Annotated in this window: 19 protein-coding genes; 12 read left to right on the top strand and 7 right to left on the bottom strand. The window is 59.6% G+C overall.

Annotated features, from left to right (window positions below):
- The first annotated feature begins 8 nt into the window (after positions 1–8).
- From M2400_RS23605 to M2400_RS23575, 7 genes are all read left to right on the top strand, one after another.
- A complete protein-coding gene (locus M2400_RS23605; RefSeq protein WP_177131486.1) occupies positions 9–1004 on the top strand; it encodes a FecR family protein in 996 nt (331 codons plus the stop codon).
- A gap of 359 nt (positions 1005–1363) precedes the next feature.
- Positions 1364–1783: a hypothetical protein gene (locus tag M2400_RS23600; RefSeq protein WP_405046205.1), complete on the top strand. Its 420-nt coding sequence runs from the start codon at positions 1364–1366 to the stop codon at positions 1781–1783.
- Entirely contained in the window at positions 1783–2331 is a 549-nt protein-coding gene (locus tag M2400_RS23595; protein WP_259198342.1) for an adhesin, read from the top strand. The genes M2400_RS23600 and M2400_RS23595 overlap by 1 nt, the downstream gene beginning before the upstream one ends.
- A gap of 68 nt (positions 2332–2399) precedes the next feature.
- Positions 2400–3158 (top strand): hypothetical protein, encoded by a 759-nt coding sequence (locus M2400_RS23590; protein WP_259198339.1) that lies wholly within the window; start codon positions 2400–2402, stop codon positions 3156–3158.
- 61 nt (positions 3159–3219) lie between these two features.
- The gene (locus M2400_RS23585) at positions 3220–3900 is read left to right on the top strand and encodes a C39 family peptidase (protein WP_259198337.1); all 681 of its coding nucleotides are present in this window, start codon (positions 3220–3222) and stop codon (positions 3898–3900) included.
- A 39-nt stretch (positions 3901–3939) separates the two neighbouring features.
- Entirely contained in the window at positions 3940–4689 is a 750-nt protein-coding gene (locus tag M2400_RS23580) for a hypothetical protein (RefSeq protein ID WP_259198336.1), read from the top strand.
- A gap of 49 nt (positions 4690–4738) precedes the next feature.
- On the top strand, positions 4739–6040 hold the full coding sequence (locus M2400_RS23575) for a hypothetical protein (protein ID WP_259198335.1): 1302 nt from the start codon (positions 4739–4741) through the stop codon (positions 6038–6040).
- A 62-nt stretch (positions 6041–6102) separates the two neighbouring features.
- Here the strand turns inward: M2400_RS23575 and M2400_RS23570 are convergent, their stop codons facing one another.
- Positions 6103–7431: a sigma-54 dependent transcriptional regulator gene (locus M2400_RS23570; RefSeq protein ID WP_259198334.1), complete on the bottom strand. Its 1329-nt coding sequence runs from the start codon at positions 7429–7431 to the stop codon at positions 6103–6105.
- 341 nt (positions 7432–7772) lie between these two features.
- Here M2400_RS23570 and M2400_RS23565 point away from each other — a divergent pair, with 341 nt between their 5' ends.
- Positions 7773–8033: a hypothetical protein gene (locus M2400_RS23565; protein ID WP_177047729.1), complete on the top strand. Its 261-nt coding sequence runs from the start codon at positions 7773–7775 to the stop codon at positions 8031–8033.
- A 137-nt stretch (positions 8034–8170) separates the two neighbouring features.
- Here the strand turns inward: M2400_RS23565 and M2400_RS23560 are convergent, their stop codons facing one another.
- From M2400_RS23560 to gnd, 3 genes are read right to left on the bottom strand one after another with little or no spacing between them, the layout of a single operon-like run.
- Positions 8171–8995 (bottom strand): HAD family hydrolase, encoded by an 825-nt coding sequence (locus M2400_RS23560; RefSeq protein ID WP_177079594.1) that lies wholly within the window; start codon positions 8993–8995, stop codon positions 8171–8173.
- On the bottom strand, positions 8992–10515 hold the full coding sequence (gene zwf / locus M2400_RS23555) for a glucose-6-phosphate dehydrogenase (protein ID WP_259198329.1): 1524 nt from the start codon (positions 10513–10515) through the stop codon (positions 8992–8994). Before zwf ends, M2400_RS23560 begins: the two co-directional genes overlap by 4 nt.
- Positions 10512–11519, bottom strand: coding sequence for a phosphogluconate dehydrogenase (NAD(+)-dependent, decarboxylating) (gene gnd / locus M2400_RS23550; protein WP_259198424.1), 1008 nt, complete (start codon positions 11517–11519; stop codon positions 10512–10514). Before gnd ends, zwf begins: the two co-directional genes overlap by 4 nt.
- Before the next feature lie 244 nt (positions 11520–11763).
- Here gnd and M2400_RS23545 point away from each other — a divergent pair, with 244 nt between their 5' ends.
- From M2400_RS23545 to M2400_RS23530, 4 genes are all read left to right on the top strand, one after another.
- Entirely contained in the window at positions 11764–11940 is a 177-nt protein-coding gene (locus M2400_RS23545) for a DUF6026 family protein (protein ID WP_256348195.1), read from the top strand.
- Between the two features lie 153 nt (positions 11941–12093).
- Positions 12094–13833 (top strand): phosphoethanolamine transferase CptA, encoded by a 1740-nt coding sequence (locus tag M2400_RS23540; protein WP_177047719.1) that lies wholly within the window; start codon positions 12094–12096, stop codon positions 13831–13833.
- A gap of 155 nt (positions 13834–13988) precedes the next feature.
- Entirely contained in the window at positions 13989–16226 is a 2238-nt protein-coding gene (locus tag M2400_RS23535; protein ID WP_259198326.1) for a TonB-dependent siderophore receptor, read from the top strand.
- A 152-nt stretch (positions 16227–16378) separates the two neighbouring features.
- Positions 16379–16594 carry a hypothetical protein gene (locus tag M2400_RS23530; RefSeq protein WP_177047715.1) on the top strand — a complete coding sequence of 72 codons (216 nt, stop codon included), beginning with the start codon at positions 16379–16381 and terminating at the stop codon, positions 16592–16594.
- Between the two features lie 100 nt (positions 16595–16694).
- Here the strand turns inward: M2400_RS23530 and M2400_RS23525 are convergent, their stop codons facing one another.
- The 3 genes from M2400_RS23525 to M2400_RS23515 form a co-directional block, all read right to left on the bottom strand.
- Positions 16695–17186 carry a GNAT family N-acetyltransferase gene (locus tag M2400_RS23525; RefSeq protein WP_177047713.1) on the bottom strand — a complete coding sequence of 164 codons (492 nt, stop codon included), beginning with the start codon at positions 17184–17186 and terminating at the stop codon, positions 16695–16697.
- Positions 17187–17277: 91 nt separating this feature from the next.
- A complete protein-coding gene (gene zapE / locus M2400_RS23520) occupies positions 17278–18411 on the bottom strand; it encodes a cell division protein ZapE (RefSeq protein WP_259198324.1) in 1134 nt (377 codons plus the stop codon).
- Positions 18412–18433: 22 nt separating this feature from the next.
- Positions 18434–18775: a nuclear transport factor 2 family protein gene (locus tag M2400_RS23515; protein WP_177047709.1), complete on the bottom strand. Its 342-nt coding sequence runs from the start codon at positions 18773–18775 to the stop codon at positions 18434–18436.
- Between the last annotated feature and the right edge of the window lie 22 nt (positions 18776–18797).

Here is an 18797-nt window from a genome sequence, read left to right as displayed (position 1 = left end):
ATGAGTTAATGACAGATAAGTCCCTTTCAGAAGCCGAATACGACGCCATCACCGATGCTGCTGCGCACTGGTGCATGCGCATGCATGCGGGTGATTGCACGACGGCCGAGCGCCAGGCTTTCGAGCAGTGGCACGATGCGCATCCACTGCACGCCTTCGAATACGCCGCCATGCTGGAAATCTGGGACGTGGCCGATCACCTGCCACGCAGCGCTCCGGCGCCTGTCGTGGTGCCATTGAAATCTCGTCGCCGTTTAAACCACTACGCAGTGGCAGCGGCGGTCTGCCTGGTGGCGTTGCCACTGGCAGCCTTCACCGGTTGGGAAGCCGGTTGGCTGCCCAGTTCGTACAAGCATTACGAAGCCGAAAATACCCTGCGCCAGGTCACCCTCGACGATGGCAGCCAGGTGGAACTGAACCTGGGCACCGAGCTGGTCTACAGCAATTACAAGGACCAGCGCCGGGTCACCCTGAAAAAGGGCGAAGCGTTTTTCAAGGTCAGCCATGACGCGCAACACCCGTTTGTAGTGCGCGCCGGCGACGGGCAGGTTCGGGTGACCGGTACCCAGTTCAACGTCTGGAAATATGAAGACCATGTGCGGGTGATGCTGCTGGAAGGCTCGGTAATGGTCACCAGTGACGATATCCACAGCGGGCTGCGCATGTCTCCCGGCATGCAGGCCAGCTATACCCATGGCGACGCCAGTCCTCAACTGCAACCCATTGCCCCCGGCGACACGGCCCTGGCCTGGCGTGACGGCAAGTTGATCCTCGACAACCTGGCCCTGGCCGATGCGCTGCCGCTGATCAATCGCTACCTGAGCAAACCGGTGATGCTCGCCGACGCCGGCACTGGTGCTATTCGCATCGGTGGCATTTACAACATCAACGAAGTGACCAACCTCGTGCCCTCCCTGCCCAAGGTCCTGCCGGTCTACCTGACCCAGAACCAGGACGGCAACCCCGTACTCAACTCCATTCCGCGTAAAACTCCGAAGGGCTAAGCCTGGAGGGAAGGCCTGCGCCCTTCTTCAAGGGTGCCCGCTGCCTGGAACCGTCCACTTTTGAAACACTTGCACCGGCTGAGTTGACAGCCGGCTGCGGACTGCCGGGTTTGTGGCGCGCAGTGTTTCATCCCTGAGACACCTGCCGGGCGGGCTGGGCGCGGGCCTGGTGTCTCACTTCTGGAACACATCCCGCCGGCATTTCTTATCTCGCACTCATAACGCTTTGAATCTCTTCACAAAATCAAAAGCGGCACAGCTCCTGCTCTCTTCCTGACAACGCTGTTTAGGGTCAGCGCCAAAGAATAAGGAATGCCGTCGTGAAGACACTTAATCCAGGCTCATTGAGCCTCCTGCTGATGAGTTGCGTCCTCAGTGCCAGTGTGAGCGTCCCGGCCCTCGCAGGAGATGGCACCATCGTTGTCGGACGTAACGTGCAAGGCCACATGGCTGGCCGCTCCTCCTTTGGCCCCGACCCTTACCCCACCACCGTTAATGCCAACCCCTCCAAGCAAGTGCTGAGCGCCACTTCCGGTGAGCTCAGCGACCTCGACATCGGTGGCGTCAGCAGCGGCTCCGGCATCGCCCGCTCCATTATGCCCAACGGCAGCCTTCCGGGCCTGAACGCCCTGCAGGGCAGCAGCACATCGACACTTGGGGCCGGCGCAGCTGCCGGCCATGGCGGCGGTGGCGGCAACATGGGTGGGCAGATCAATGACTCGATTTCACGGGGCATGGCGCCGCTGAACAACATTGGCAACTTGATGGGGGGCCAGTGATGAATCGCTCCTGGCTCCTTCTCGCCGCACTGGGTTGCAGCTCGGCAATGGCCGACAACACCGCAGTGATCGATAACAGCGGCCAACAGTATGGCGGTGTGGTCTCGATCAACCAGGCGGCCGGCAATCAGCAACAACAGATAAACAGCCACGCCATCGTCGTCGGCGGCCAAGCCCATGATTCGCTCAACCAGAACCTCAACGGCAAGGCCGATGCGTCTCTGAACGCCACGGCGACCATCCAGGGTTCATCTTTCAGTAATGGCAACGGTGTGCTGGGTATCAACCAGTCTGCCGGCGCCAACACACAAATGATCAATGCCGTGCGGATCAGCATCAACCCTGGCCCGCAAAGCATCGATGACAGCGTCCTGTCGCAACAGAACACGACGCTGATTACAGACTCCGGGTTCACACCCACCACTGGCAGCCGCCAAGTCGTTACCAGCGACCAGGCCTTCACAGGCAGCCGAGGAGTGGTACAGGTGAACCAGAGTGCCGGGGTGGGGAACCGAGTGGCTAACACCCTGGGCATCACTATCAAGTAAGTCCTTGATAGGTATTTGTTAGACCGTACCAACACTTAACCAACTAATTAGAAGCAAGGAGATACACCATGAAACCTACAATGGCTCTTAAACCACTGGTTTTCGCTCTGACTGCGCTCATGGCTGTTGCTGCACACGCAGGTGGCCCTGGTGGCTGGCACCCAGCCCCTGTTCCAACTGGCACCGTCGCCGCTGTTGTGACTGACACTCAAGTCAGCAAAGACAACAAATTCGACGACACCAAAACCACCAACAACGCCAAAGCCGATGGTTCGCTGAGCCACAGCAGCGGTAACCTGGGCGCCAACATCGCTTCCGGCTCCGGCAACCAGCAAGACAACGCCGCCTCCATCACCAGCAGCGCCGATGACGCCGCCTCGGTGTTTGCCGTGGCTGACATCTATCAAGAAAGCCAAAACAACAAGTTCACCAACAAAGGGACCCAGAACACTGCGTCGCTGAACAATTCGGGCAACAACAGCTCCGGCAACGCAGGCATCAACGCCGCCGCCGGCCAAGGCAACCAACAGAAAAACAACCTGGCCATCGTTACCGCCGATGGCAACAATGTGGCTGCAGCATCCAACACCGATCAGCAATCGTTGGATAACCACTTCCTCAACGAAGCTTCTACCACGCATGGCTACGGCAACAGCGGCCAGGCTCAATACGTCAGCAACAACGCCACACTTACCAACTCGGGCAACTACTCTTCCGGCAACCTCGGGATCAACGTAAGTGCGGGTTCGGGCAACCAACAAAGCAACACCCTTACCCTGGGCAGCGGTTGCACCCAGTGTGCAGCAGGCAACGGCGTACGCTTCTGATCCAATCGGGCCTTGGCAACAAGGCCCTTTTTTATTCCAGTGTCCAACAGGTCATTCGATCATGCGCCTCGCGACCCTTACTCTCCTGGTGTTACTCACCGGCCCGACCTGGGCGGGGTCCATGGCCATCCCCGCCATGCCCGGCGGTGGGGTGATTTTCAAGAAGGTCGAGAGCATTCGTGAGCGCCGGTTCGCCAACTTGGTGGAACAGAAAACCGATTTCAGCTGCGGCGCCGCCGCCCTGGCAACCATCCTGCGTCAGGGCTATTGGCTGGACGTCGACGAAGAGCACGTAATCAAAGGCATGCTGGTCAACGCCAATCAGGATCTGGTGCGCACCCAAGGCTTCTCCATGCTGGATATGAAGCGCTATCTGGAAAGCATCGGCATGCGCGCCCGGGGCTACAAAATCGGGCCGGATACGTTGATTACCGTGAAAATCCCGGTCGTGGTGCTGCTGGAAATTCGCGGCTACAAGCACTTCGTGGTGATGCAGCGAGCAGACAAGGATTGGGTCTATATCGGCGACCCGGTCCTGGGCCATAAACGCTACTCGCGGGACGATTTCGTCAAGGGCTGGAATGGCATTGTCTTCGCCGTGCTGGGCGAAGGTTACGACAAGACCAATGTCCTGCTCGACCCGCCCACGCCGCTGACCGCCAAGAACCGCCTGAATGAGTTCAGACCCGTAGGCGATGCCGAGCTGATGGATTTCGGTTTTATCCAGAGCGACTTCTTCTAAAGAAGCGCAATAAGGGGCAGGACGCTCCAGGAGCAGAAGATGAACACTTCCCGTTGGCTGACGGTCTTGTGTCTGGCAGCCTCAATGCCCGCCTATGCTTCATCGGGGTTCAAGCCGATCGAACTCAAGGATTCGGAAATGGCCGAGCTGCGCGGCCGTTATGTGATGCCAGGACGAATCATCAGCTTCGGCATTGTCATGAGCAGTACCTGGACCAACGCCGTAGGCGACAGCATCACCGGCACCGCCAACATGCAAATCGACAAAAGCACCATCACCCCACAATTTTATGTGCAGACCTATGGCTCAAAAGGCACCGGTACTGGCAACCCAGGCACCGGCACGGGCACCGTCGTCGGCGGTGCAGGCCTGGGCAGCGGCCAGGGCGTGACCCAGAGCGTACGTGCTGCCGGCGATGGCAACACGGCCTACAACAATGTGGGGATCAACGTTACCGAAAACGGCCTGGCACCGGCCAACATCGTGCAGTCCGGCAATGTACTGGTGGCGGGCGGCGTCGTAACAGGCACCAGCGCGGCGGGCAATGTCGCGGTATCTGCGCAAAATGGCGGCCTGCAAATGGCGATCCAGGCCAATAACAATCAAGGCAACAGCCTCCAGCAGATCGGCGGCGGCAACGTGCTGCAAGGTACCGTGTTGACCGGCAATACTAACTTCGTCAACAACATCACCCAACTCAACGTCGTCATGGGCAATAACGGACTCAACAACGGCGCGTTGAACTGCAATTTGGACCAACTTAAAGGCCTACGCACTCTCGGTTATTGAACTACGCTGACCGCGAACACCTTCGCAATACAAAAGGACGGCTTATTTCATGCATCGATCGTTATCACTACGTGCGGTGGTCTGTTTAAGTACGCTGTTGCCAGCATCCCTGTTGTATGCCGCACCAGACGCCGATATCGAGACGCTCAAACAAGAGCTTCTGGAGCTCAAGCAGCGCTACGAAGTGCAGCAAAAAGCCCTGGCGGTGCTGGAACAGCGTGTGCGTCAGGTCGAAGACCAGCCCGCAACGCCCGCCCCTAAACGCTTGGCCAAGTCCCCGGCAGACTTCAAGAACAACGGGGCAGCCGTCGCCGGCACGGGTGCTGCGGCTGCGTCGGGTGGTGCGGGCGGCGGAAGTTCGTATGGCCAGGCCCTGAAAGACGACTCAGCCCCGGCGCAGAGCGTGAGCAACCTCTACAACGAGGCCAGTGGCTTTTTCGGCGACGGCAAGTTCAGCTTTGAAACAGGTATCACCTATGCCCGTTACGATGCTCGCCAGCTGACCCTTAATGGTTTCCTGGCGCTGGACTCGATCTTTTTGGGCAATATCAACCTGGACCGAATCAAGGCCGATAACTGGACCCTGGATTTGACCGGGCGCTACAACGTCGACAATCGCTGGCAGTTCGATGTGAACGTGCCAGTGGTTTACCGCGAGTCGACCTATCAGTCCGGTGGCGCGAATGGTGGCAGTGGTACGGCGACGTCCGAGGAGTCGGTCAGTCGCGACCCGACTATCGGCGACGTCAACTTTGGCGTGTCCTACAAGTTCCTGGACGAAACGCCGACTCTTCCGGATGCGGTAGTTTCGGTACGGGTCAAGGCCCCCACCGGCCAGGAGCCGTTTGGTATCAAGCTGGTACAGTCGCCTAACAACACCAACCTCTACGTGCCGGAAAACCTGCCGACCGGCAACGGCGTCTGGTCGATTACGCCGGGTATTTCCCTGGTCAAGACCTTTGATCCAGCGGTGCTGTTTGGCTCACTCTCCTACACCCACAACTTCGAAGAGTCCTTCGATGACATCAGCTCCACGGTGAATGAAAAGGTCGGTGGCAAAGTACGGCTGGGTGACAGCTTCCAGTTAGGTGTCGGTGTGGCCTTTGCCTTGAACGAGAAGATGAGTATGTCGTTTTCGGTCTCCGACCTGATCCAGCGCAAGAGCAAGCTCAAGCCAGATGGCGGCGACTGGCAGTCAGTGGTCTCCAGCGACGCCAATGCCGGCTACTTCAACGTAGGCATGACCATTGCGGCCAGCGAGAACCTGACCATTGTGCCGAACCTGTCCATCGGGATGACGGATGATGCGCCAGACTTTACGTTCAGCCTGAAATTCCCGTATTACTTCTGAGGCACACAAGGAAAAGCCCCGCAACGATAAGGGTCGTTGCGGGGCTTTTCGGTTTACCCGCCCTAGCGGATCTGGTGTTTGTGCAGCAACCGGTAGAACGTCGGCCGGGAAACCCCCAGCACACGGGCCGCGACACTCAGGTTGTCGCTGTGCCGGTTGAGCACATCGCACAGCGCCTGACGTTCGGCGCGGTGCTTGTAATCTTCCAGTGTAGCCATCGGCAGCGCGATTGCCTGTTGGCTTTGCAAACCCAGATCAACGGCTTCGATCTGCCGCCCTTCCGCCAGCACCAGGCCCCGGCGCACGCGGTTGGCCAATTCGCGCACGTTGCCCGGCCAGCCGTGCTCGCCCATGGCCACCAGCGCGTCTTCGCTGAAGCTGCGGGGGCGGCGCCCGGTTTCCTGGCTGTAGAAGTGCGAAAAATGGTTGGCCAGCATCGCCACATCACCATGGCGCTCGCGCAACGGCGCGGTCACCACTTGCAGGACGTTGAGCCGGTAATACAGGTCTTCCCGAAAAGTGCCCTTTTCAACCGCGGCTTCCAGGTCGACGTGGGTGGCCGCCAGTACCCGCACATCCACCGGAATCGGTTGGCTGCCCCCGACCCGCTCAATCTGTTTTTCCTGGAGAAAGCGTAACAGGTTGGCTTGCAGCTCCATGGGCAAGTCACCGATCTCATCGAGAAACAAGGTGCCGCCATGGGCCGCCTCGATCCGTCCGATCTTGCGCTGGTGGGCACCGGTAAAGGCGCCCTTCTCATGGCCAAACAGTTCGGACTGAATCAGATGCTCAGGGATCGCCCCGCAATTGATCGCCACAAAGGGCTTGGCGTGGCGTTGGGACTGGCGGTGCAAGGTGCGGGCGACCAGTTCCTTGCCGGTGCCGCTGTCGCCACGAATCAACACCGGGGACTCGGTGGGCGCCAGTTTGGCCAGCAGTTTGCGCAGTTCCCGGATGGGGCGGCTGTCGCCCAACAGTTCGTGCTCGGGCTGGCCGGCAGGCGCGTTGTTGCCTTTGCCCCGCAGGCGCGCCATACCAAAGGCGCGGCCCAGGGTGACCTGCACCCGCGACACATCAAACGGCAAGGTATGGAAATCGAAGAACCATTCGCAGACAAAATCGCCGACGTTCTGCAGGCGCAGCACTTCGTGGTTAAGCACGGCGATCCACTCGGTGCCGCTGCGGCTGATCAGTTCCTTGACCGCTTCGGGTCGCTCCAGGTGAAACGGCTGCAGGCGCAACAATCCCACGTCACAGGAGCGCTCACCCACCGCCTCCAGGGCACAGCTGTCTACGTCCCACCCCGCCGTGCGCAAACCCGGCAATAGCCGGTGGCAGTCATCACAAGGATCAACCACAAGCAGGCGACGCTGGGCAGGTGTAACAATCATGACTATTCCTTGGCGTCAAAATCGTTAAAGTTATTTAAAAACAGCTATTTGGAAAGTCTGCTGGTAACCCTAGCAAGATCTTGACGCAGCCTTTGTACCGATTCGCTATAAGTCACAGGTAAACCGCGCTTTTCGGTCACGACCCTGCGGTCAATTGCCGCGGCGTAACTTTCAAGAAGCTTTCAAAATAGCCCCTTACATGACTTTAATCAGGGAAAGTTAAAAAATCTTCTTCTAACATGTGACCCGTACCCGGTGATCGTGCATCAGTACAAGTAACCAGTCGTCAGGCACGCCCAACCAACGACTTCACTTGAATGGGCATTTAGAGAGAAGACCCCATGAACGCCCCGCTCCGCATCAACGAAGCTCTTTTGATCGCAGACCGTGCCTTCCAGCCCTTTCAATGTGTGGCCTGGCACGACGGCAACGGCGCCCTGAGCCTGAGCGTCATCGACCGCACCAATACTCGTATCGGACGCAAACAGCTGTCTTCGAGCACTTATTCGGACCCGGCACAGCTAGAGAACTTGCTGTTGCAAGCCCGCGCCGAACTCGACAAAGATGGCTATCAGTTGCAATCCTGGGCGATGCCCAAGTAACTGAAACTGGCGCTCGGCGGCTCTGGAAAGTACGCCGCCAGACCGCACAGTATATTGACTGCTATTAACACGAGTGAGTAGCCAGCCATGCAAGTTGCAACTTTGCATAGCTGGCTACTTATTACGCTGCTTGCCAATTAATAGGCCGAGAGAATAAACCGCTCAATGGCTTCCGCCGCGCCATCATCGACATTACTGCCGGTAACGACGCTGGCCTGACGCTTGACCACCTCTTCAGCCTGCCCCATGGCAATCGACAACCCGGCCACGTGAAACATCGCCGGATCGTTGCCGCCATCACCGATAGCTGCCGTCTGTTCCAGTGGCACACCGAGGTGCGCCGCAAGGGTTCTCAAGGCTTCGCCCTTGTTGGCCTTCATGGCGGTCACATCCAGGAACACCGGCTGTGAACGCGACACCTGGGCTAATCCCTCGACCCTGGGCTGCAACTGCGCCTCAAGCTCGATCAGCAGTTGGGTATTGGTACTGGCGGCAACAATCTTGTCGACCCGATCCAGATACGGCTCGAAGCTCTCCACCACGATGGCCCCATAGCCCAGGCCGTGCTCCTCGCGAACCGCCATCGGCCCGCCAGGATCGCGACGCAGCCAATCGCCATCGGCGAACAGCCAGACTTCCACGTCGGGCTGCGGCGTAAACAAGGCCAATGCCACCAGCGCGGCTTCCGCCGGCAAGTGATGCGCCACCAGGATACTGCCGTCGGGATTGACCAGCGTGCCGCCATTAAAGCCGGCAATGGGCACATCAATGCCCAGTGCTTCGACCTGCTGACGCATGGCCTTGGGCGGGCGCCCGCTGGCCAGGCTGAAAAACACCCCGGCCGCGCGCAAGGCGCGAACCGTCTCGATGGTGCGTTGACTGAGGCTGTGATCCGGATGCAGCAACGTGCCATCCATATCACTCAGGACAAACCGGATGGGTTGACTCGGCAAGTCACTCATCCGAGGCTGTGCCACGTTCGGCCATCGCGGGCCAGCAGCGCGTCAGCCGCCGCCGGGCCGTCTTCACCCGCCTTGTACGCCTGGATACCGTCGTCCTGCTTCCACGCATCGAGGAACGGCTGCACCGCACGCCAGCCGTTTTCGATGTTGTCGGCGCGCTGGAACAAGGTCTGGTCGCCGGTCATGCAGTCGTAGATCAGGGTTTCGTAACCCGTCGACGGCTGCATCTCGAAGAAGTCCTTGTAGGCAAACCCCAGCTCCACATTGGCCATGTCCAGGGTCGGCCCGGGCTTTTTCGCCAGCAGGTCGAACCACATGCCTTCATTGGGCTGGATCTGGATCTTCAGGTACGTGGGCTTGAGCTCATCGACCTCGGTATCGCGGAACTGCGCGTAAGGCGCCGGCTTGAAGCAAATGATGATCTCGGTGTCGCGGATGCTCATGCGCTTGCCGGTGCGCAGGTAGAACGGCACGCCCACCCAGCGCCAGTTGTCGATCAGCACCTTGAGGGCGACGAAGGTTTCGGTGCTGCTGTCGGGCGCAACGTTGGCCTCTTCGCGGTAGCCCGGCAATTGCTTGCCGTTGACTTCACCGGCGGTGTACTGGCCGCGAACCGAGTTGGCCCGTGCGTCTTCCAGCGACCAGGGCCGTATGGCCCCGATCACCTTGGCCTTTTCGCCCCGCACCGCATCGGCGCCAAAGGCGGCCGGCGGTTCCATGGCGATCATCGCCAGCAACTGGAACAGGTGGTTGGGCACCATGTCCCGCAAAGTGCCGGTGTGCTCGAAGAAGCTGCCACGGGTTTCCACGCCAACGGTTTCGGCAGCGGTGATCTGCACGTGGTCGATGTAGTGGTTGTTCCAGAACGCCTCGAACAGCACGTTGGAAAAACGGCTGATGAGGATGTTCTGGACGGTTTCCTTGCCCAGGTAATGGTCGATGCGATAGATCTGCTTCTCGCTCATCACCTTGAGCAGGCAGGCGTTCAGCGCTTCGGCGGTGACGAGGTCGGAGCCGAACGGCTTCTCGATCACCACCCGGCGGAACGCCTCCGGGGTTTCTTCCAGCAAGCCGGCAGCGCCAAGGCGCTGCACCACTTCGGCAAAGAAACGCGGCGCGGTCGCGAGGTAGAACACCGCGTTGCCGGTGCCGCTGTCGGCAATCTTCTTGCCGATATCGGCGTAGGTGCCGTCGTCGAGGAAGTCTCCCTCGACGTAGCTGATGCCTTTGGCCAACTGGTCCCACAACACAGGATCCAGGGCGTTCTCGGCATTGCCCTTGACCTTGCTGGCGGCCTCAGTGCGAATGAAGTCCTCGAGCTTCTTGGCGAAGTCGGCGTCGCTGATGGCGTTGTGATCGACCCCCACGATGCGCAAGCCGTCGCCCAGCAGCCCGTCGCGACTGAGGTTGTACAGCGCCGGCATCAGCAGGCGCTTGACCAAATCACCATGGGCACCAAACAGAAACAGTGTGGTGGGCGGAGCGGGTTCGGCCTTGGGTTTCTTGCCGTTCGCGGTCATTTTTTGGGTGTCTCCACATGGCCGCCAAAGCCGAAGCGCATGGCAGAAAGCATTTTGTCACCGTAGGTGCTCTGCTGACGCGAGCGGAAGCGCGCGAACAACGAGTTCGACAGCACCGGTACCGGCACCGATTGCTCCATGGCGGCTTCGATGGTCCAGCGGCCTTCGCCACTGTCGGCGACAGAACCGGAATAACCGTCGAGTTTTGGATCGGTGGCCAGTGCATCGGCGGTCAGGTCCAGCAGCCAGGACGAGACCACGCTGCCACGGCGCCACACCTCGGCGATGTCGGCAACATTCAGGTCGAAACGCTGATCTTCCGGCAGGTTTTCCGAGTTCTTGGTTTTGAGGATGTCGAAACCTTCAGCGAAGGCCTGCATCATTCCGTACTCGATACCGTTGTGGATCATCTTCACGAAGTGCCCGGAACCGGCTGGGCCCGCGTGGATATAACCACGCTCGGCACGGCTGTCCGCTGTGGCAGAACGGTCCTTGGTGCGCGGGATGTTCCCCAGGCCCGGGGCCAGGCTTTCGAAGATCGGGTCCAGGTGCTTAACGGTCTCGACGTCGCCGCCGATCATCATGCAGTAGCCGCGTTCCAGGCCCCAGACGCCGCCCGAGGTGCCGACGTCGACATAGTGCAGGCCTTTTTCCGCCAGGGCCTTGGCCCGGCGGATGTCATCCTTATAGAAGGTGTTGCCGCCGTCGATGATCACGTCACCGTCTTCCAGCAGTTGGCTCAGTTCTTCAATGGTGTTCTCGGTCGGGTCGCCTGCCGGCAGCATCACCCAGATTGCCCGGGGCTTTTGCAGCCCGGCCACCAGGCCAGCCAGGTCGGCAACGCCCGTGGCGCCCTCGCCTGCCAAACCTTTCACGAATGCTTCATTGCGGTCGTAAACCACGGTGGTATGCCCATTGAGCATCAGGCGCCGCGCAATGTTGCCACCCATGCGGCCTAGTCCAATAATCCCCAGTTGCATGTGCTGATGCTCCTTACTACGAATAAATGTGTGTCACAGTTTATAGCGCAATGAGGCTAATGAGGGTTAGTCCAGAGCGGATTGGCATAGTTTCATGACAAAAAGTGGCCATCCTTTAGCCTTCAGTGGGATAAAAGTCACAACGACCATCAAAAATAAAAAAGTTCCCTTCGTTAAAAAAAGAATTCAGAATTGCCCCGACTGCTGCCGAGAGCCTTGAATCGAGCGCTCTGGCACCGCGATACACCGGCTATTTGCGAGGTAAGCAATGAGCACTGCACACATGACCCGTCCGCCACAGACCCTCTACGTCACCATTCGCCGTGATGAATTGCGCCAGTTGAAAGACGAACGCGATCAACTGCAGCAGGAAGTCATGCGTCTGCGTTCACACTTGCAGGGCCAGCTCAACCAGCCGTCCGGCAACCAGCCCGCTCTTTGCTGAACGTGAGCTGAACGAACCGTTCAGGAATAACTCACGAAGTTTTCACATCCCCCTCCCGATACTCCCGCCCATTAAGGCCGCGCCACGTGCGCAGGCCTTCTGCTGCGTGCTTGCTCGCGCGGCGACTGAAAAATCATTGGGTTGGAGCGCTGGATGTCGATGTTCAAACGCAGCACCACGTCTGCGAAAGGTTTTGATTGGGCCGGCCTCGGCTGGATGTTCCTGTTCTTCTGGTATTTCTCGGGCATTACCCAACTGCTGATCCAGCTGACCGGCACCTCCGGCTTCAGCGGTTTCCGCCAGGCATTCTTCATGAGCGCCCTGTGGCTGGCACCGATGCTGTTGTTCCCGCGTCGCGCGCGCCTGCTGGCGGGATTGATTGGCGTGGTGCTGTGGGCCTGCTCCATGGCCGCCCTGGGTTATTTCTTCATCTACCAGCAGGAATTCTCCCAAAGCGTCATCTTCATCATGTTCGAGTCGAACATTTCTGAAGCGGGCGAGTACGCCACCCAATACTTTGCCTGGTGGATCGTGTTGGCGTTCATTGCCCACACTGCCATGGCCATTTTCCTGTGGACCCGCGTGCGTCCGGTGTACCTGCCCCGTGGCCAGGCAATACTGGCGGCCACGGCGATCGTGATTGCCATCGTCGGTTACCCGCTGGTCAAGCAGATCGCCAAGAGCGAAACCATGGAACTGGCCATCGACCGCTTCGAAACCCGCATCGAACCGGCCGTGCCATGGCAGATGATCGTCGCCTACCGGCGCTACACCGAACAACTGGACAACATGCAAGGCATGCTGACCAGCGCCAGCAAGATCCCGCCCCTGACCAACCTCAAGGACAGCATGGCCGGCCAGCCCTCGACACTGGTGCTGGTGATCGGCGAGTCCACCAACCGCCAGCGCATGAGCCTGTACGGCTACCCGCGCAACACCACGCCGGAACTGGACAAGCTGCGCGACCAACTGGCGGTGTTCGACAACGTCATCACCCCGCGCCCCTACACCATCGAAGCGCTGCAACAGGTGCTGACCTTCGCCGACGAAGAAAACCCGGACCTGTACCTGAAAACCCCGTCCATCGTCAGCGTGATGAAGCAGGCCGGCTACAAGACCTTCTGGATCACCAACCAGCAGACCATGACCAAGCGCAACACCATGCTCACGACCTTTTCCGAACAGGCCGACGAGCAGGTGTACCTGAACAACAACCGCAACCAGAACGCGCGCCAGTACGACGGCGACGTGCTGGAGCCGTTTGCCAAGGCGATGTCTGACACCGCCGAGCGCAAATTCATCGTGGTGCACCTGCTGGGTACCCACATGAGCTACCAGTACCGGTACCCGCCGACCTTCGACAAGTTCACCGATCGCCAGGGCGTGCCGGCCGGGATCAGCGACGCACAATTGCCGACCTACAACAGCTACGACAACGCCGTGCTGTACAACGATTTCGTGGTGTCGAGCCTGATCAAGGATTACGCCAAGACCGACCCGAACGGCTTCCTGCTGTACCTCTCGGACCACGGTGAAGACGTGTTCGACTCGGCCGGCCACAGCACCCTGGGCCGCAACGAAGGCAAGCCGACGGCGCCGATGTACACCATTCCATTCATGGCCTATGCCTCGCCCAAGTGGCGCGAAAGCCATGACTGGAGCTTTGCCGGTGACTTGCAACGGCCCTACAGCAGCTCGCAGCTGATCCATACCTGGGCCGACATGGCGGGCTTGAGCTTCGATGAACTGGATCACAGCAAGAGCCTGGTCAGTGACAGCTTCAAGCCACGACCGTTGCTGATTGGCGATCCGTATGCACGCCAGCAAAAGCCGCTGATTGATTTCAGCCTGATCAAGCCAAAGACCGACGCCGCCAACGTGGTCCTCAAGTAGCTTGAACAGCCCGGGTTTCATCCGCTCAATGCGGTGAAACCCGACTTGGCCGCGACGCCAAGATAATAATTATTCTCGTTTATCGCTAAAGTTCCCCGCCTCCTTTCGTCTTTGAGCCAATGGCATTTTTCATAGACGACAAGGAGTTCGCCGCGATGTTCGCGCCTATTACCCGTTCCATGACCTTGACCCTGGGCCTCTTCAGCGTGGTGCTGAGCCCGGACCTGCTGGCCGAAAACGACCCCGACCAGGAACCCAAAGCGCTGGAGCTGGGCAGCACCAGCATCACCGCCGAAGGCCTTGGCGCCAACACCGAACATACCGGTGCCTACACCACAGGCTCAATGAACACCGCCACCAAGTTGAACCTGTCCATCAAGGAAACACCGCAGTCGGTCTCGGTGATCACCCGCCAACAGATGGACGACTTCAACCTCAACACCCTCACCGAAGTGATGCGCCAGACTACCGGCGTGGTGGTGCAGCACCTGGACTCCGACCGGGTCGGCTACTCATCCCGCGGCTACGGCATCACCAATTTCCAGATTGACGGCATGCTCAACACCTTCGGCCGCATGAAGTCCGATGCCGACACCATCATCTACGACCGGGTCGAGGTAGTACGCGGTGCCACCGGCCTGACCACCGGCGCCGGCGACCCCTCGGCCACGGTCAACATGGTGCGCAAACGCCCGACCGCACAGTGGCAGGCCAAGACGGGCGTCAGTGGCGCCTCCCATGACAATTACTACAGCTACCTGGACGTTGGCGGCCCCCTGGCCTTCGATGGGCGCCTGCGGGGCCGCACGGTGCTCGCCTATCGGGACAGCCAGTCCTATCGCGACAACTACGCGCTGCAACGGGAAGTCGGCTACGGCATCCTCGAGGGCGACCTCACCGACGATACCGTGCTGGCGGTGGGCTTCGATTACCAGAACAAGCATGTGCAGGGCACGGCCTGGGGCACCTTGCCCTACTGGAACAGCGACGGCAGCAAAGCCAAGCTGCCCCGCTCCGCCAACATCGCGGCCACCTGGAGTTCATGGCCGCTGAAAGACGAAACCACCTTCGCCACCCTCGACCACCGGCTGGCCGGTGACTGGCACCTGAAGGCCGCGTACACCCACCGCGAAAGCGACACCGACGGCAAGGTCTACTACGGTGGCTCGGGCTTTCCCAATGCCGACCGCAGCGGCATGACCGCCTGGACCAGCCACATGCTCGGCACCTCGAAAATGGACGTGGTGGACTTGAACCTGGCCGGCTCCTACTCGCTGCTGGGTCGTGAGCACGAATTGATGGTGGGCTACGGCGAATCCGAGCAGCGCGATTCTTCGCCACACCTGCGCGACGGCCCGGTGCCCAAGGACTACACCAGCATCGACGACTGGAAACACATGGGCGCAATCGGCAAATTCCCCGACTCCAATACCGGCCTCAAGGGCGAACAAGGCAGCACCCGCCAGAAGGCCGGCTACCTGGCCACCCGCCTGAGCCTGACCGATCGCCTGCATGCCGTACTGGGCAGCCGTTACGGCAGTTGGGAGATTGAAAGCACCACGTACAACTACGACAAGGACACCGACCAGTACCTCGGCGCGTCAAAATCCAGCCAGACCCACAACGACATGTGGACACCCTACGCCGGCCTGCTCTACGACTTGACCCCGGAGTACACCGTCTACGCCAGCTACACGGATATCTTCAACCCGCAGAGCGAGCGCGACGCCAGCAAAAAGTACCTGGAGCCGGTGGTGGGCAGCAACTATGAAGTGGGCCTCAAGGGCAGCCTGCTGGAGGAACGTGTGAACGTGGCAGCCGCGTACTTCTGGAGCAAACAGGACAACGTCGCGGAACTGGACAGCTCGGCCCAACCGGACGAGGAGACGGGTGAGCAGTTTTACAAATCCGGCGGCAAAGGCAACAAAGTGCAGGGCTTCGAGGTGGAAGTTTCCGGGGAGGTGCGACCTGACTGGAACCTGACCGCCGGCTACACCTACACCCACTCGCTGAACGGCGACAAGCAGCGCAATAACACCAACCTGCCGCTGAACCTGCTCCGCGTGTCCACGGCCTACCGCCTGCCCGGCGAGTGGCATGCGCTGACCGTGGGCGGCGCAGTGAACTGGCAGAGTGACTTCTACGACTTTGCCTATCGCCCGGTGGGCCGGGACACCAGTGGAACGCTGATCAGGGAACGTACACGGATCACTCAGCAGGCCTACACGGTGGTCAACCTGATGTCCCGCTACCAGTTCGACGACCACTTGTCGGCGTCACTTAATATCAACAACCTATTTGATAAAAAATATTACGAACGCGTCGGGTTTTATAATGGCGTGTATTGGGGAGACCCACGTTCCATCAGCCTTGCACTGGATTGGAAGCTCTGAGTTCATTGTCGAAACAGATTGGAAGTTAACGAAATCGTTAACTTCCGGTCAGCCCGAGGTTAACCCTTACTTAATACTATTGGCTCACAGTCTCCCCATCCCGCCGCTGACCACAACGCGCGGAACCCAACACACTTAAATGAGACACTGCCATGAAAATTTCGACTGTTATCCTTGCCGGCCTGATGACCATGACCTCCGTAGCTGCCTTCGCAGAAGGCGGTTCAGAGCGCTCGAAGGAGTTCTACAACAACTTCACGTTCGTTCAGGAACAAACCCACGGCGCGGCGCAGCAAACCGCGCTGGCTGACGGCAAGACTGCCAAGCCCGCAGCAGCCGATCAAACTACCAGTACACCCAACAGCTGATTTACCCGTAATACCCTGTGCTATTCCGCTCTGATAGCCATGGTCAACTTGGCGCCACTTGCTGGCGCCTTTTTTTTGCCTTTGATTAACTAAACATTAATTAAAGCGGCTTACTCCAAAACAACATCCGGCCATGCTCCGGATCAAATACCGCGTCGTCAAAACCAAACTTGCGATAGGCCGACTGTGCCACCGCATTGCCTTCGAGCACCTCAAGGGTGATTTTGCAGCAGCCACGCTGACGAGCGATTTCCTCGACCTTTTGCAGCATCTTCTGGCTCAGGCCCAAGCCACGGAATTTATCCATCACCACCACGTCGTGCACGTTCACCAGCGGGCGGCAGGCAAAGGTGGAAAACCCTTCGAAGCAGTTCACCAGGCCGGCGGGAGTCCCGCCAACAAAGGCCAGCACACTGAACGCATGGGCACGCTTGGCCAACTCGGCCGGCAGTTGCTCCAGGCGATCGGCCGGCAGGCTGTGGCCGCCGCCCATCGGGTCTTCGGCGTAATGGTTGAGCACCAGGCCAATGGCCTCGGCGTGAACCGGATTGGTGTAGCTGGCTTGCAGCACCAGGATGTCTGCGGTGTCCATTTCCTTCCTCATTAACGGTGCAACAGGGACTCGGTCCCCATAAAAGGGATCGATTGTAAGCGGGGAGCGGGCATTAGCTGAAGGAGATTAACTACATTTCCCCGCGTGAAAGCGCGTCAGGCTCACCAAAGCGCGCCAGCTGCATCTCCTGCAAGCGGCTCAGGGTGCGCCGGAATGGAAACTCCAGGTAACCCTCGGTGTAGAGGCTTTCTAATGGCACCTTGGCCTCGATGTACAACGGCACCTTGCGGTCGTAGCACTCGTCCACCAGCGCGATGAAGCGCCGGACACTGTCGTCATGCACCGACAGCTCCGGCAGTTCCCGGTCACCGGCATCCACGCGCTGGGCGGCGTCTTCCGTGCCTCGGGCGATGCGCCCTGGACGTTTTTGCGCGCTGAGGTTGGGCACCTCGCCCAGCAGGATGGCCTTGAAACGATCACACAGCAGCATGAAATCCATGGCGGCCAGGGGCTGTTCGCACAGGTCGGCATAGCGGCACCACAGCACCGTATCGCTGGACTGCACCGCCACGATGGAGCGGTAGCCCACAGCAACCGGCGCGCGGCTGACGGCTTGCCCCTCGCTCAACTGGCGAAACACCTCGGCCAACGCCTCGGGCTGGTCAACCCAGTAACGCTGCAGCGCAGTCCCGGGATGCAAGCGATGATCTTCGCCACCGTCAACCGCCACTACCCGCATATGCTGCTTGATGGCCTCGATCCCCGGCAGGAAGCGGTCACGGTTGAAACCATCGGCATACAGCTGATCCGGAGGTTGATTGGAGGTGCAGACCATCACCACGCCTTCCTCGAACATCACCTGGAACAGCCGGCCGAGAATGATCGCGTCACCGATGTCATTGACGAACAACTCATCAAAACACAGCACCCGCACCTCCCGGCTCAGCTCACGGGCCAGGGCCTGCAAGGGGTCGTGGGTGCCGGTGAGCTGGAACGAGCGCTGATGCACCCAGCCCATGAAGTGGTGGAAATGCTGGCGCCGCGCAGGCACCCGCAGGCTCTGGTAGAACTGGTCCATCAGCCAGGTCTTGCCGCGCCCGACCGGCCCCCACAGGTACACGCCAGTGACGGGGCCATGGCCGTGATGCAGGGCCTGATGGCAGTCTTGCAGGGCTTGCACCGCCTCACGCTGGGCGTCGTCGGGGACAAAACCCTGTTCGGTGATGGCGTGCTGGTAGGCGGCGAGTGGCGAGTCGAAAGTCATGCCCGGCAGTATGCCATGACGGCTACAGGGAAATATCCAATCGGGAAATCTTGCCTTGCTCATTGAGGCGGAAGGTATAGCGCAGTTCCAGCGGGCTGCCGGGAAAGCTGCCGGTGACCAGGTTACTGACCAGCACCTTGCCCGTGCGATGCTGCACATTGAGCACCTGCACTTTGGGCTGATAGCGGCGCCCGGTGTCTTCCATCCACCGGGCAATGGCGGCGGTACCGACCTGGTGCTCGCCTTCGTCGAACACGTTGGCATCCTCGGCAAAACAGTTGACTACCAGCGAAGTGTCACCGGTATTCGCGGCGGCAATGTAAGTCGCAATCGCCGGGGCCAGTTCAGGGGTGGGTTGGGACATGGTGACAGCTCCTTGTTGGTGA

The organism is Pseudomonas sp. BIGb0558 (genome assembly GCF_024807515.1).
Classification (GTDB): Bacteria; Pseudomonadota; Gammaproteobacteria; order Pseudomonadales; family Pseudomonadaceae; genus Aquipseudomonas; species Aquipseudomonas yamanorum_A.
The sequence above is the reverse complement of the archived record's forward strand: the minus strand, read 5'-3'. Positions and strand labels throughout refer to the sequence as shown.